13 protein-coding genes are annotated in these 14,137 nt (G+C 63.3%); 6 read left to right on the forward strand and 7 right to left on the reverse strand.

The genetic code is table 11. From position 1 onward, the window contains the following. Positions 1–31: 31 nt before the first annotated feature. From SG26_RS18460 to SG26_RS18485, 6 genes are all read right to left on the reverse strand, one after another. The gene (locus tag SG26_RS18460) at positions 32–478 is read right to left on the reverse strand and encodes a hypothetical protein (protein ID WP_050038425.1); all 447 of its coding nucleotides are present in this window, start codon (positions 476–478) and stop codon (positions 32–34) included. Beyond that, on the reverse strand, positions 466–2,220 hold the full coding sequence (locus tag SG26_RS18465) for an Nramp family divalent metal transporter (RefSeq protein WP_050038426.1): 1,755 nt from the start codon (positions 2,218–2,220) through the stop codon (positions 466–468). The genes SG26_RS18460 and SG26_RS18465 overlap by 13 nt, the downstream gene beginning before the upstream one ends. 8 nt (positions 2,221–2,228) lie before the next feature. Next, complete coding sequence (locus SG26_RS18470) at positions 2,229–2,798, reverse strand: helix-turn-helix transcriptional regulator (RefSeq protein ID WP_014031253.1); 570 nt, start codon at positions 2,796–2,798, stop codon at positions 2,229–2,231. Positions 2,799–3,013: 215 nt separating this feature from the next. Beyond that, a complete protein-coding gene (locus SG26_RS18475; protein ID WP_050038427.1) occupies positions 3,014–4,348 on the reverse strand; it encodes a metallophosphoesterase in 1,335 nt (444 codons plus the stop codon). Positions 4,349–4,472: 124 nt separating this feature from the next. Next, positions 4,473–5,477, reverse strand: a complete 1,005-nt coding sequence (locus SG26_RS18480; RefSeq protein ID WP_050038465.1) for an alcohol dehydrogenase catalytic domain-containing protein — start codon at positions 5,475–5,477, stop codon at positions 4,473–4,475. 260 nt (positions 5,478–5,737) lie between these two features. Next, complete coding sequence (locus SG26_RS18485; protein WP_050038428.1) at positions 5,738–6,562, reverse strand: M48 family metallopeptidase; 825 nt, start codon at positions 6,560–6,562, stop codon at positions 5,738–5,740. Between the two features lie 433 nt (positions 6,563–6,995). Between SG26_RS18485 and SG26_RS18490 the strand changes: the two genes are divergently transcribed. From SG26_RS18490 to SG26_RS18510, 5 genes are all read left to right on the forward strand, one after another. Next, positions 6,996–7,616 (forward strand): hypothetical protein, encoded by a 621-nt coding sequence (locus SG26_RS18490; RefSeq protein ID WP_228841601.1) that lies wholly within the window; start codon positions 6,996–6,998, stop codon positions 7,614–7,616. 156 nt (positions 7,617–7,772) lie between these two features. After that, positions 7,773–8,564 carry an aldo/keto reductase gene (locus SG26_RS18495; RefSeq protein WP_050038429.1) on the forward strand — a complete coding sequence of 264 codons (792 nt, stop codon included), beginning with the start codon at positions 7,773–7,775 and terminating at the stop codon, positions 8,562–8,564. Positions 8,565–8,710: 146 nt separating this feature from the next. Beyond that, positions 8,711–9,709, forward strand: a complete 999-nt coding sequence (locus SG26_RS18500; RefSeq protein ID WP_050006949.1) for a DMT family transporter — start codon at positions 8,711–8,713, stop codon at positions 9,707–9,709. 86 nt (positions 9,710–9,795) lie between these two features. Continuing rightward, positions 9,796–10,542: an NAD(P)-binding oxidoreductase gene (locus SG26_RS18505; protein ID WP_050038430.1), complete on the forward strand. Its 747-nt coding sequence runs from the start codon at positions 9,796–9,798 to the stop codon at positions 10,540–10,542. Between the two features lie 49 nt (positions 10,543–10,591). After that, a complete protein-coding gene (locus SG26_RS18510; protein ID WP_014031244.1) occupies positions 10,592–11,515 on the forward strand; it encodes an LLM class oxidoreductase in 924 nt (307 codons plus the stop codon). 117 nt (positions 11,516–11,632) lie between these two features. Here SG26_RS18510 and SG26_RS18515 read toward each other — a convergent pair whose 3' ends face one another. Then, positions 11,633–12,004: a cupin domain-containing protein gene (locus SG26_RS18515; RefSeq protein WP_014031243.1), complete on the reverse strand. Its 372-nt coding sequence runs from the start codon at positions 12,002–12,004 to the stop codon at positions 11,633–11,635. A 315-nt stretch (positions 12,005–12,319) separates the two neighbouring features. Between SG26_RS18515 and SG26_RS18520 the strand changes: the two genes are divergently transcribed. Continuing rightward, positions 12,320–14,026, forward strand: coding sequence for a cbb3-type cytochrome c oxidase subunit I (locus tag SG26_RS18520; RefSeq protein WP_174878676.1), 1,707 nt, complete (start codon positions 12,320–12,322; stop codon positions 14,024–14,026). The last annotated feature ends 111 nt before the right edge of the window (positions 14,027–14,137 follow it).

A 14,137-nucleotide genomic window follows, 5' to 3' on the forward strand; every position in this document is an offset into this window, starting at 1 on the left:
GCCCGCATCGCTGGCTCCACGAGCTACGAGGTCAGAACCCGATACCGTCTCGCTGTCGGACTGTCACGTCGTGTCCGTCGACTGTCGACCGAAGCGCCTGCGTGAAGGGCTCAGCGTCGAACTGACCGTGGACTCTGACTGTTGTGGCGGAGCCAGCGTGGGAGTGGGCTGTGATTTTCGGCCGACCAACACGGCCGCCAGAGTGGACCTCGATTTTGTTGAGTGTGTCGTACGACTGTGTCTCGACCGTTTCGGCGGTTTCGAGAGCCGCGTGGACGCCCTCTTCGACCACCCGTGATGCGAACGCCGCGGCCCGCTGGTCCGGCGACCCGAACAGCAGGTCGACGGGTGTCAAATAGTCGTACTCGACGAAGTAGGCCCGCTCCGTACAGAACAACACGTCGACCATCCGGAGCGGGTACGACCCCCGCATCGTGTAATGCAAGTGGACGCGGAGTTCGTCGGTCACGAGAACCACCCTTGCGCGGTGGCGGCGTCAGTGACTGTCCCGTTTGCCGTGACTTTCGCGCGTCCCACTCGATACATCGTATACGCCTGGACGAGCAGGCAGATCGCCCAGAGGGCGTACCCTCCCAGTGCGCTGCCGAGCACCGTCGTCTGGACGGCAAACGCCTGCAACCCCAGCTGTGTCGCTAGCCCGGTCCCGATCAGGAGGACGCTGAAGTAGCCGAAAAACGCCGCGGCGACCCACATTGCGACAATGCGACCCCAGCCCGGCATCGTGTGCTCCGGCAGCCGGACCGTGTTGACGAGCTGGACGATGACGATGTACGGCCACATCAACAGCCCGGACATCGCCGCGCCGACGACCAGGAGCCCGAAGGGATCAGATATCGATATCGGGAGGGTGAGGATGAAGATGCCCCAGCCACAGAAGACGGTCAGCAGTCCCCAGAACAGCCGGGGCAGGCTCCAGCCCGCGTCCCGACCGTACAGCTCGTAGATGATGTCGGAGCTGTTCCGGACGAACGACTCGATGATCGCGTATTCGGTCGTGAACAGGGCGAGAAACAGCGTGACGTAGATGACGCTCGTCGTGAACCCGCCGACCGACGGCGCGATCTCGATGAGCCACATATCGACCGCGTCGCTCGTCGCTCCCGGTGCCTGTGACACCGCGATGACGACCAGCATCGTCGTGACGAGGAGGAGGCCCAGCAGGAAGGTCAACAGGTGTTCGAGCTGTGTCACGCGCCACCAGCCGCGCCACCGTTTGAGGTTTTGCGTGTCCGGGGTGAACGTGAACCCGTCCTCGTGGACCGTCTCGGGGTCGTCGCCGGCGAAGGGGTTCTTGATCCGGCCCTGATACCGCCCCATCCCGTAGCCCTTCTCGCGTATCCAGAGGCTCTGTGAGAGGTTGAGGTAGCCGCCCGCGCCAGCGTAGGCCAGCGCCCCGACCAGCACGGCGATGGTCCCGACCGGCGAGTAGTCGCCGACCTCCGTCAGGCTCCCCGGAACGCCGACCAGCACGTCCACTGACCCGATGAGAACGAACAGCAGCAGGGTGAACGCAATAGACAGCGCCACCAGAACAAGCTGGAGGCTCTCGACGACGTTGTACATCAGCGGCGTCACCTGATAGGTAATCCAGATGAACACCATGAGCGCGATGCCGAACAGTCGCCAGCCGACGATGTCGACGCCGGCGACGTCGTACGTGCCGAGTCCAAGGCCCTGTGCGCCGATCTGCGCGGCGCTCGCGGCCCACCCCGGCCAGCCGAGACTGATGAACCCGCCGACCAGCATGGCCAGCGGGAGAACCGGATGGACCCGTTCGAACGCCCGAAACACGCTCTCACCGGTCGCCAGTGTCCACCGCTGTATCTCCGTATTGATGACAAAGTGGAGACAGACCGCCACGAGGAACAGCCAGTACAGTCCCCAGCCGTAACTGGCGACCAGATGCGGCCAGAACAGCGTCTCACCGCTGCCGAGCGACGCCCCCAGCATGATTGCGCTGGGACCGACGACGTGGCGGAGCTTCGGCACTTTCGGCAAGGAGAGTTCTCTGAACCGCCCGCCCGTCCCCGTGTCCGGATGGGCATCGCTCTCCGGTGCCGCCTCGAGGTTGTCGTACGCGACCGGCGTGTACGATGAGATGGGATACCGCTGCTCTTTGCGAGAGGCGTACACTTCCGATGTCTCTGACTCCGCGTCTTCCGTTACGTCCGACTGTTCCGTCGGCTTTTCCTCTGGCATCGGTGAACTCACCCACCGACGTAGTGCCAGACGTGCTCGTGGTCGGCGGCCAGGTCGACCTGTGGGAGGTCTTCGAGCGCGGGTCCGATAGCGTCCCACCACTCGTCAGCGGTCTTGTAGCCCGCCGGATGCTCCTGAAACACCTCGGTAATGAGCTTCCCGGCATCCGTGTTGGGGTTTTCACGGAGGTAGTCGTACGCGGCCCTCAGCGCTGCACGCCGGTCGTCGAGTACGTCCCCCGTCCCCGGCAGGTCCGCGTCGGCGATACTGTGTTCGACCGGCGGCTCTCGTTGCTGCTGTTGCGCGTCCGAGCCGACGAGCTGGGAGAACGGGATCCACCAGACCCGGCTCCGTGCGCCGACCTTCCGCGTTTCCAGCTCACCCCGCTCGACGAGTACTTCGAGCTTGTTGTGTGCCGTTTTCCGGGAACAACCGAGTGCGTCCATCACATCGGTTGCCGTCAACGGCTTCGCCTGGTCCGTTCGGTCTCGAAACACCGAGAGCACTCGCTCCGGTGTGAACTCTGCCGTGGACGGTGGCGACCCGTCAGCCCGACCATCGTCCGCGGTATTGCTCATACGTAGCCATTACAGTCGTATGTAATAGACTTTTCTGCAGAGAACTCCGATCCGGGAGCAAACGACCTCCTTCCGTCTGACGCTCGATGGGTCTCAATTTCACACGAAGGTAGGAAATCACTTCCCGGTCGACGCACCGACAACGGCTGTTGCAGATATCCCAAATCCGGTCCACTTCCGACAGCAACCACGTTGCCGTCGGACCGGTCCACCCCTTACTCGGCCGGTTCCCGCGGCGGCACCGACTGCTCGGTTTCCACGACCGCACGGTCGGGGAGTTCGGGGTTGGGTGTCCGACCGACCGTCAGCAAGCGTTCGGTGAGTGTCAACTCCTCCGGACTTGGGCTCGGTTTCTGGACTTCCTCGTAGTCGACGACCACTTGTCCGTCTTCGGCCGTGATACGGACTGCACAGAGCTGGTAGGAGGGGTAAAAAACCGGGGGGAGGAGCCCGATGATGCCGTCCCGACGGTGGAGGCGTTTGAGCCAGGTCCCGCTGTTGACGACCAGCCCGCCGTCTACCGACTGCACGCTCGGCCGGTGCGTGTGACCGTAACAGAAGACGACCACGTCTTCCTTTTCGTCGAACACTTCTCGGGCGGCTTCCTTGTACGGTGTCTGGGTATCGACCGTGAGGTCGGTCTCGAAGACTCCGAACCGGTTGATGGTCTTCTTGATGTCCTGTCGCAGAAGGTACAACGGGATGCCCACGAGCAACAGCAGCCCGGCCAGCGACGCGTTCACGACAAGCAGCATCCAGATGGCGGTGCCGACCGTGCCGAACTGGCCAAGAAACGACGTCGTCGTTTCGACCGGCGCGGACCAGACGCCCAGCAGGTTCAGCGCCGCCAGAATCGCCAGGATGGCGCTGATGTTGAACAGCAACAGGAACGGGACCAGCGCGTACCGCAACAGCGGGTTCATCTCCCGATAGAAGTACTTCGAGAGCATCCACACCGGGACCCGCTCGGTCGGCGTTACGGCCTGGACGTCCTTGAGCCAGTTGTACCGACCCCGGTCCGACAGCTGGCCGGCCCGACTTGTCACGAGCGTGTTGTAGTAGTAGCCAAGCGGCGTCACGTTGGTGTCCCCCCAGTCTTCGATGCGGTTGTTGGGGTCCTGCTGATTGCCGTGTTCGAGGTGGATGGCCTGGTCCCCCACCGGACGGGTAATCGACTTCGACTGGACAAGGTCTACGTTGTACGCCGCGAACCGCTCCACGTACTCGTCGTAGGCCGCGAGTTCGTGGTCGTGGTTGCCCGGTATCAGCGTGATCTGGATGTTCTCGCCGGTCTTTCGCAACTGCTCGAACAGCGACGGATAGGTCTCTTCGAGGGCGTCGAACTTCTCCAGTCCCGACATGCCGGTGAACTCCCACAGCCCGAACGCGTCGCCGTTGATGAGTAGTTCGGCGTGCTCGTCGGTGGTCTCTAACCGCCCCAGAAAATCGAGTAGTTCGTCGAGAAATTCCACGTCCTCTAGCTGCTCGTCGCCGCCGATGTGGAGGTCGCTGATGACGTAGTAGACGCGGTCGTCGGCGGTGCCGTCCATTGAATACGGGTTCTTGATCCACAGACAAAGGCGTTGCTCTCCGGGAAATCACGACGGGAAATTGTGGTCTCAGCCGGGACTGTGGCGTATAGACGCGCTTCAACCGATATCGAGACCTGCTCGATTACAGTTCCAGCACGGCCCGGAACCGCGCTTCGTTGTCGATCATCCGCCCGTATGCTTCGTTGACGTCTTCGAGCGGGTAGGTCTCTATCTCCGGCGCGATGTCACGGAGCGAACTGAACTCCAGCGTGTCCTGTGAGTCGCGCGCGTGTCCGGAGGCCCAGCCTTCGACACCGCCCCGGCTCTGGACGAGCTGCTGTGCGCTCACTTCCACTGGCTCGCCGGGAACGCCGACGACTACGACTGAGCCATCGACGCCGATTCCGCTGACGATAGAACTGATGGCGTCACTCGACGGTGCCGTCGCCAGCACGACGTCGGCCCCACCGAGTTCCTGTAGCCGCTGGCCGGCATCCACGTCCGCCGCGTTGATGAAGTGGTCGGCTCCCAGCTCTTTCGCCAGCGATTCCTTCTCCGGCGTTCGGGAAATGGCGGCCGTCTCGAAGCCGGCCGCGTGAGCATACTGGACCCCGAGGTGACCGAGTCCGCCGACGCCCTGCACCGCGACCAGATCTCCGACGTTCGCATCGCTGTTCCGCAGCGCGTTGAACGTCGTCACGCCCGCACAGAGTAACGGCGCTGCGGCCGCCGCGTCCAGCGCCTCCGGAATCTTGGCGAGCGCTTCCGACGGTGCAGTCATGTACTCGGCGTAGCCGCCGTCGTAGCTCAGCCCAGTGATTTCGCCGTTCTCACACTGGAGGAAGTTCCCCTGTCGACACTGCTCACACGTCGAACAGTGGCCGCCGTGCCAGCCGACGCCGACCCTGTCGCCCACGTCCCAGGCATCGACAGCGTCGCCGACGGCATCGACGTGTCCAGCCACCTCGTGGCCGGGAACCCGCGGATAGGAGACGACCGGGTTGGTCCCCTCTTTCGTGAACACGTCGCTGTGACAGATGCCACAGGCGTCGACCGAGACCCGTACCTCGCCGGAGTCGGGTTCGGGCACGTCCCGTTCGACGACCTCGAAGTCTGCCCCTGCCTCAGGCACGACCGCCGCTCGCATTGTGTCTGACATAGCGATACTTCCGGCTCGACGCGGATAAGCGGCCAGTTACCAGAGAGCTGTACGGACGGTGTGTGTCAATCCGCGGGGACGACCAACCGGTGCCTCGATGGGCGATGCATACCGCCGTACTCGATCGAAACCCCGGAACGGGGCGATTGGACGGGCGCCGTCAGAACTCATACTGTGGGCTGTCCCTGTTGGGAGCTGTTCGGCACCTCCGGGTGGCGAATCCTCTCACACCCGTACAGCCGACAGCATCAGGACCGGAGCCGCTGGATTCGCTTCTCCGTCGGCGGGTGGGTCGAGAACAGCTTCTCGAACAGTCCCTTGTCGGCGTTGAAAATACAGAGGGCGTTCATGCTGTCGTCGACTGTCGATTCGCGTCCGTCGGCCCCGCGAGAGATTTTCTCGAGCGCACGGGCAAGCGGCTCGCCAGTGCCGATGGCGCGGCGGGCGTCCGCGTCGGCGACGTACTCCCGATACCGCGAGATGGCCAGCACGAACACCATGACCAGCGCGTTTGCGAGTGAGGAGGCAATCATCGCCATAATCCACGAGCCGACGTTTCGCTCGCCGCCGAACAGCACCGCGAAGTAGGCGACGTAGCCGACGAGCATCCCGATGGACTGCCCGACGACCATCGTGATGACGTCCCGGTTCTTGATGTGGGCCAGTTCGTGTGCGATAACGCCCTCCAGTTCGTCATCGTCTAGGAGTTGCATCAGCTCGCTCGACACGACGACGACACCCGCACCTTTCCGTCCGACCGCGAAGGCGTTGGGCACACCCATGTCCATCACCATCAGCCGTGGCTCCTCGACATTCATATCTCTGCAGAGCCGCCGGACCATCTGGTGGACGTAGCCGAACCGCTGGTCATCCGGCATATCCGCCGCGCCACGGAGTGCGAGCCACTTCCCGAGTTTGTACTGGACCGCCGGAACGACGAGGAGTCCGACGAGAAGCACCGGGACGAGCGGCAGGCCTAACAGCACCGACAGTGCCGTGCCGGCGAAAACGTAGAACGCGAACAGAATCGCCCCGACGACCAGCATCCGCACCTGTAATCCGAAGTCTGTCATACAGGGTCAAATCCGTCCGGCCGTATAAACCGTCTGGCCGACGATTCCACTCGTGTCACTGGGTTTCGTCGCAGGTGTGATGACACTCGGAAGAAATTCGGCGATTCGGTGCACACAGCAGGCGGTCCCGACGCGTTGCGGAGCGCGGAGCTCCGACTTCGTTTCGAGCGTGAGAGACGCTAGGCGTCAGTCGGTCTCCGAACAGAACTGGCGCACGTCGTGGGTGACGCCGTTGACGATTTCGTAGTCACCGCCAGTGATATAGCCGTCATCTGCTGCTGTTCGCTGAAGCACCGTTTGACAGGTTGGGGAGTCTCGTCCGCGATACTGGTAGTATACTGTAACGAATCCGCAGCAGAAAGTGAAAGCACCGCGACTCCTTGTTTGCTGGAGAGCCGAACACCTATGAGCTTGGGTCCGAAACGGCACTGGCATGCCCTTCTCCCGCTTAGTCGGATGGTTCCGACCGTACTCCGTCCCGGTCTGTCTGTTTGCCGTGGTGGTCCTCGCCGTGCTGTTCGTACCGCCTCTGGTTCTCGGGGAAGCAACCGGACGCACATACGCCCTGACGATAGCGGTTCTCATCGTCGCGATTTCGTCAATCCTTCCGTATGCTGTCGCAGTCGGTGTTCTAACTGTGCCGTTCCTCTACACTGGAATCGGTAGCTATGCGTCCCCAGCGGTGCTACCGACCGAGGCAGAACCGTTCGCGCTGGTCGGCGCACTCCGGCACGTTGTCGCCGGCATCTCATATGTCGTCGCGGCCACCGCCGTCGGCGCTGTCGGCATCGGCCTCGATTTCGCAGCTTCGAGTGGTTCGGCTCCGTTTCCAGCGGTCGGCTTCCTGTCGTTTCCGTCACTCGGGTTTCCGCCGTTTTTGTTGCTCGGCGGCGTCGTCGTCGCCGGTGTCTACGTCACGGCTCAACTGTGGCGGTACGAGAGAACGATGCGGGGTTTGGGACGGAACACGGTTCTCGGGACGGCTATCCTTGGAGCGTTCCTCGCCGCATCGCCTCTGGTTGCGCTCTGGCTCTTTGGGACCTACGGCTTCTGACTGTCACCATGCTACCTGCGATAGCCTGCTCATCTCCAAGCAGTCCGATAGTCGGCGCTACCCGCCGCCTTCCAAACGGCTTAAAGGCGCAAGCATCAGTTTCCGATAATGACTCAGCAACAGTCCGCAACAGTTGGCGGTCCACGAACGAGCGGCATGCCGGTGCTCGGTCTCGGTACCTGGCAGAACGAAGACGCGGAACAGTGTGCCGAGAGCGTCCGGACGGCTTTAGAGGCCGGCTACCGACATATCGACACCGCTCAAATATACGACAACGAAAGCGCCGTCGGTGACGGTATCGCCGCGGCTGACGTTGACCGCGACGATATCTTCCTGGCGACGAAGGTGTGGATATCCAATCTCTCGTACGACGATGTCATCGAGACGACCGAAGAGAGTCTCGATAAACTCGGCGTCGATTCGGTAGACCTGCTGTACGTCCACTGGGCGGCGGGTGAGTACGAGCCCGAAGAGACGCTCCCGGCGTTCGACGAACTCGTCGACCGCGGCCTCATCGACAACGTCGGCGTCTCGAACTTCGAACCGCACCACGTCGAAACGGCGATGGACGTGCTCGATGCTCCGGTGTTTGCAAACCAGGTCGAGACGCACCCGTTCCTCCAGCAGTCGGAACTCCGCGAGCACGCGGCGGAACAGGACTACGAACTGGTGGCATACTCCCCGCTGGCACGCGGTGAAGTGTTCGGTCACGACGTCATCGAAGCCATCGCCGACGACCACGACGCGAGCGAAGCGCAGGTCAGCCTCGCGTGGCTCCGCGAGAAGGGCGTGACGGCGATCCCGAAAGCCACGAGCGAAGCCCACATCACCGATAACCTGGCGAGCCTCGACCTGTCGCTCTCCGACGCCGAAATCGACCGTATCGACAGCATTGACACGGTCGACCGACGCGTCGATCCGGACTGGTCGCCCGCCGCCTGGGACTGAATCGATTTCGAGCTTTCCCGGTGGGAGTTGCCGATACGACTGTCGGTCCGTGACACCACGTCTCCCACAGCCCTCTTCACATTTCGACCCGTTACACAGGTAATGAGATATCTTCGCTCTAACGGGTGGTCCAACTGACCTGGCCGATGCTGCGGTCCACGTTTTCTGATCGTCCCTCACTCCCGGCCCGTTACCGTGACACCGCGCTTTTCGTCCTACTCGCGGTATTGTTCGGTGGCTCGTTCGTCGCGATCAAAACCGGGCTCCGTGAGCTGCCACCGGTGCTGTTTGCCGGTCTCCGGTTCGACCTGGCAGCGGTGACGCTGCTTGGCTACATCGTCCTTACCCGGCCCCGGTCGACGTGGCTGCCACGGACGCGCGCGGACTTCGTTGGAATCGGGATGGCGGCGCTGTTCCTGATCGCACTCAACAACGGGCTGTTGTTCCTCGGTCAGGGCGCGACCACGCCCGCAGCGGCGTCCGTGATGTACGGCCTGAACCCGATACTCGCCCCCGTGTTCGCCTGGTGGCTGCTGGGTGACCGACTATCGTGGCTCGGTGCGCTCGGTATCGGTATCGCGCTGAGCGGCGTTATCCTCATCGTGCAGCCGTCGCCGTCGACGTTCACCGATGCGAGCGCCATCGGGCAACTTCTGGTCCTCGGCGCGGCAGCGGCCGTTGCACTCGGTAGCGTGTTCCTCCAGCGTGTCGGCCCCCAGATGGACAGTACACCGCTGACTGCGTGGGCGATGGCTGTCGGCGCGGTGTTGCTCCACATCGCGAGCCTGCTGGCCGGGGAGCCACCTACGGCCGTCATCGGCATCGGCCCCGAAACGATTGCGAGCATCGTGGCCGTGGGCATCCCCTCGACGGCAGTCGCGTACGCCATCTACTTCGGCCTCATCAAGCGTATCGGCCCGGTCCGTGCGAATCTGGTCGCGTACGTCGTGCCGATTTTCGCCGCGCTCATGGGCTGGGTACTGCTGGGCTCGTCGGTGTCACTGTGGACGTTCGTCGGCTTCCTGGTCGTCGTTGCGGGCTTCGCTCTCATCGAGCGTGTGACCATCCGCATGGAACTGCGCCGGCTCTATCACCGCTTCGAGGAGACATCCTCGTCCCAGCAGACACCGCCGTGTGACGACTGACGTCTGCGGTTGCAGTAGAGCGATCACGATCTGGATTTGACGAAACAGGCCCAGCCAATCATGTACCGGCAGCCCCAAGCCACGATATGGACCCTTCTGACGTGGAGACGGTGTTTGTCGCCGGAGCCAGCGGCGGGACCGGGCACGCGACGCTCCGACTGCTCAGTTCGCGCGTGCCGACGGTCCGAGCACTGACCAGCACACCGTCGAAAACAGACGACCTGCAGGCGGCCGGCGCTGACGAGGTCGTCGTCGACGACTTGCTGAACCCGACTGCGTTGGCCGAGGCGCTGTCGGACGTTGATGTCGTCCTGAGCGCCGTCGGCTCGAACATCACGGACGTCTGGTCCCGGGACGAGTACGTCGACGGTGCGGGAACCATCAATCTCCTTGATACGGCCGTCGACGCTGGCGTCGAGGCGTTCGTCATGGAATCCGCTATCGGCGTGGGTGACGAGCCGGCCAGTCCGCTCGCGACGGCCTTCGACGTCGTCATCCAGCCGATACAACGTGCGAAAGCGGAGGCCGAGGCCGCGATTCGCGACGCCCCGGTCCGACACACGATCCTCCGCCCGGGCGTGCTCACGAACGGGCCGCGAACTGACACCGTCTCCGTCGCCGAGCCCGGAGCGAAGCTCTGGGGCAGCGTTTCGCGGGCTGACGTGGCCCGACTGATGATCGCATCGCCCGTCACACCGGCAGCCGAAGACCGGACGCTGGAAGTCGTTGCCAAGCCGTCGTTCCCGGACCGTGCGCTAGATGTCGAGTGGCAACTCCCCCGGAGTGGGGCGTCGGAGACCGTGGCAGTTGATACGCCGGACGACGACCCGTAGTGGGCAATCCACCCGTGTGCAAATACGCCTCCAGCGTGAAAGGCGGCTGATGACTGACGTGGACCACGCGAACGCTGGCTATCGGCGGCTGTTCGGGGGGGACGGCCTCTCGTTCGGCCTCGGGTTCCCGCTCACGGGCGAAACGGAGTCGACGCCGGATATCGACGCGGAACTCCGGCTCGCAAGCCACGCCGAAACAGTCGGCTTCGACGCGCTCTGGGCGCGAGACGTGCCGACGTACTGGCCGCGTTTCGGGGACGCCGGCGGGGCCTTCGACCCGTGGTCCCTGCTGTCCCACGTCGCCGCCCACACCGAGTCGGTGGCGCTTGGCACCGCGAGTATCGTTCTCCCGCTGCGCCATCCCCTCCACATGGCGAAATCGGCTGCGACCGTCGACCGGCTTTCCGACGGCCGTCTCGTGCTGGGCGTCGCCTCGGGCGACCGCGACCCGGAGTATCCGGCGTTCGGCGTCGACCCCGAGAACCGGGGCCAACTCGTCCGCGAAAGCGTCGAGGCGCTTCGCGTGCTCTGGCGCGAGGAATACCCGACGCTCGATGGCTCCTGGGGCTACCTCGACGGAGAACTCGATGTCCTCCCGAAACCGACAACGGACACGCTCCCGCTCTTCCCGACCGGCAACGCCAGACAGTCCACGGAGTGGATCGCCGAGAACGGCGACGGCTGGATATTTTACCACCTTCCCGAGTCGACCCTGGAGTCGTATCTCGACACATGGCGGAGCCACGCGTCAGAGAAGCCGTTCACGATTGCCGTTCAGGTCGAGTTCGCTGCTGATCCGACGGCGGAGCCCGAACCGCTCCACCTGGGCTATCGTGCCGGCGTCGAGTGGTTCAGAGAGTACTTCCGACGGCTCGAAGAGCACGGCCTCGACCACGTTATCGTCGGGCTTCGAGCGGCGGAGCCAGAGGCGGCGATGACGACCTTCGCAAGCGAAATCATCGACGAACTGTGACTCCAGCTGTCGATACCGTTCCTGCGAAACTCGCGGCGGATGACGCTTCCGTCGATCCAATCGACTGCCTGCCGTATTCCGGTTTGGACTTCCCAGCAACAGCCCTCTGAGCTGGGCTTACGGATCGAACTCGTTCTGCTTGAGCCCTTTCCGGACCGGTTCGTGTTCGGCGTCGGTCGGCGGCGGTGCCGTCACCAGTAACGCCTCCAGCCGACCATCCTCGTCCGCTTTGACACCGCGGTCGGTGTCGGCCTCGACGACAACTACGTCGCCCGGCTCGACCGCCCGCTCCGTGTCTCCATCACGGACGATACCGCTCCCGGACTGGACGTGTATCGCGACGTCGCTCGCGGGCGCGTGCACCGGAATAAACTGGCCGGGTTCGAAGTAGCCACAGACGACTTTCATCCGGTCGCTGCGGAACACTTCGACAGCCGAGAACTGGTCGTCGTCGTATTCCCGGACGGCGTCGAAATCGGTCGCTGTCATCGCGCGTCCTCCTCGTCACTGCGGTCTCGAAGAACTACAGGGCCGAAGTCGCGGCTGGTCGATGCGGACTGGCTCGAACGTCGGCCAGTGCGCACACTCGCTCGCTGTCGGTTTCGGTGCTGTGGGTGCATCGCGAGGAGTTCCGACCGCACGACGGAAAACCTCGGTCCCGAACCGCTTCGTCTGTAGACGCGCCGCTTCGTACTCTGGATGCATATAAACTGTCTCCGAACATCTTCCCGATAAGAACCACGGGCAGTCCGTATAAAGACCCTCCAAATGGTGTCTGTAGGCGCATTGGCGACGACAGTACTGATGGCGATACTGCTCGTCGGTATCGCTGGGATACTCGCACGGATCGAAGACTGGCGGTCGTATACGATTGCGATCGGTGGCGGCCACGGGGCGCACGAACGCACCCACGCGGAGAAGCCGAGCGGGATTCTCCGGTGGCTGACGACGGTCGACCACAAGGATATCGGGATTCTCTACGGCGTGTTCGCCGTCGTCGCGTTCGCGTGGGGCGGTATCGCCGTCGTTCTGATGCGGTTCGAACTGATGTACCCCGCTGAGGACTTCCTCAGCGCCAGTGCCTACAACGGCCTCCTGACGACCCACGGCATCACGATGTTGTTCCTGTTTGGGACGCCAATGCTGGCGGCGTTCTCGAACTACCTGATCCCGCTGCTCATCGGGGCCGACGACATGGCGTTTCCGCGAATCAACGCCATCGCGTTCTGGTTGTTGCCGCCGGCGGCGCTGCTCATCTGGGGTGGCGTCCTCGGCGGGCCGTTCCTCGAAAACATCGAACCGGCACAGACCGCCTGGACGATGTACACGCCGCTGTCGATCGAACAGCAGAACCCCGGCGTGGACCTGATGCTGCTCGGCCTCCACCTCTCGGGCGTCGCGGCGACGATGGGGGCGATCAACTTCATCGCGACTATCTTCACCGAGCGGAGCGAGGACGTGACATGGGCCACCCTCGATATCTTCTCCTGGACTGTCCTGGTGCAGTCCGCACAGATCTTGTTTGCCTTCCCCTTGCTGGGCAGTGCGCTTGTCATGCTCCTGCTTGACCGCAATCTCGGGACGACGTTCTTCACGCTCGACGGCGGCGGCCCGCTGCTGTGGCAGCACCTGTTCTGGTTCTTCGGCCACCCCGAGGTGTACATCCTCGTCCTGCCGCCGATGGGACTCGTGAGCTACATCCTGCCGAAGTTCTGTGGCCGGAAGCTGTTCGGATTCAAGTTCGTCGTCTACTCGACGCTGGCGCTCGGAGTTCTCTCCTTTGGCGTCTGGGCGCATCACATGTTCGCGACGGGTATGGACCCTCGACTACGGGCCTCGTTCATGGCGGTCTCTATCGCCATCGCCATCCCGAGCGCGGTGAAGACCTTCAACTGGATGGCGACCATGTGGAACGGCGCGTTGCGGACGACCGCGCCGTTCCTTTTCTGTGTCGGGTTCGTCGGGAACTTCATCATCGGCGGCGTCACCGGCGTGTTCGAGGCCGCCATCCCCGTCGACCTCATTCTCCACGACACCTACCACGTCGTCGCGCACTTCCACTACGTCATCATGGGCGGCATCGCCTTCGCTGTTTTTGCGGGCATTTACTACTGGTTCCCGCTCTACACAGGTCGGTGGTACCAGCGCTCGCTGGCGAAGTGGCACTTCTGGCTGACGCTTGTCGGGACCAACGTCACCTTCTTCCCGATGGTCCTGCTCGGCTACGCCGGAATGCCCCGCCGGTACGCCACGTACGCTCTGACCGCTGGCCCGGTGGACCTGTTTACGCTCCTGCACCAGCTGGCGACGCTGGGTGTCGTCCTGCTGGTCATCGGCCAGCTCATCTTCGTCTGGAACCTCGTAACCTCGTGGCTGGAGGGCCCACTGGTCACGGACGGCGACCCCTGGGACCTGGCGGCGACGGACCAGTTCCCGCGGGAGTTCGCGTGGTTCGAGCGTGAGCGGCTCCCGGCGCTGGCCGACGGCGGCGAAGAACCGACCGGGGATTGATCTCCGAGTTCTTCTGGTTTCCCGTTCGCGGTACCCTTCTTGGTTGTTCTACGGTCACCTCTAGAGTAGTATAGAACCGTTATCACACCCACTTTGAGACGGTCAATACAA

The sequence above is a fragment of the Haloarcula sp. CBA1115 genome (assembly GCF_000827835.1).
GTDB classification, from domain to species: Archaea; Halobacteriota; Halobacteria; order Halobacteriales; family Haloarculaceae; genus Haloarcula; species Haloarcula hispanica.

What these genes read in the sequence shown, in the direction of transcription:
- SG26_RS18465 (WP_050038426.1), bottom strand. Translation starts at nt 2,220, where the DNA reads ATGCCAGAGGAAAAGCCGACGGAACAGTCGGACGTAACGGAAGACGCG.
- SG26_RS18470 (WP_014031253.1), bottom strand. Translation starts at nt 2,798, where the DNA reads ATGAGCAATACCGCGGACGATGGTCGGGCTGACGGGTCGCCACCGTCC.
- SG26_RS18475 (WP_050038427.1), bottom strand. Translation starts at nt 4,348, where the DNA reads ATGGACGGCACCGCCGACGACCGCGTCTACTACGTCATCAGCGACCTC.
- SG26_RS18480 (WP_050038465.1), bottom strand. Translation starts at nt 5,477, where the DNA reads ATGCGAGCGGCGGTCGTGCCTGAGGCAGGGGCAGACTTCGAGGTCGTC.
- SG26_RS18485 (WP_050038428.1), bottom strand. Translation starts at nt 6,562, where the DNA reads ATGACAGACTTCGGATTACAGGTGCGGATGCTGGTCGTCGGGGCGATT.
- SG26_RS18490 (WP_228841601.1), top strand. Translation starts at nt 6,996, where the DNA reads ATGCCCTTCTCCCGCTTAGTCGGATGGTTCCGACCGTACTCCGTCCCG.
- SG26_RS18495 (WP_050038429.1), top strand. Translation starts at nt 7,773, where the DNA reads ATGCCGGTGCTCGGTCTCGGTACCTGGCAGAACGAAGACGCGGAACAG.
- SG26_RS18500 (WP_050006949.1), top strand. Translation starts at nt 8,711, where the DNA reads ATGCTGCGGTCCACGTTTTCTGATCGTCCCTCACTCCCGGCCCGTTAC.
- SG26_RS18505 (WP_050038430.1), top strand. Translation starts at nt 9,796, where the DNA reads ATGGACCCTTCTGACGTGGAGACGGTGTTTGTCGCCGGAGCCAGCGGC.
- SG26_RS18510 (WP_014031244.1), top strand. Translation starts at nt 10,592, where the DNA reads ATGACTGACGTGGACCACGCGAACGCTGGCTATCGGCGGCTGTTCGGG.
- SG26_RS18515 (WP_014031243.1), bottom strand. Translation starts at nt 12,004, where the DNA reads ATGACAGCGACCGATTTCGACGCCGTCCGGGAATACGACGACGACCAG.
- SG26_RS18520 (WP_174878676.1), top strand. Translation starts at nt 12,320, where the DNA reads ATGGCGATACTGCTCGTCGGTATCGCTGGGATACTCGCACGGATCGAA.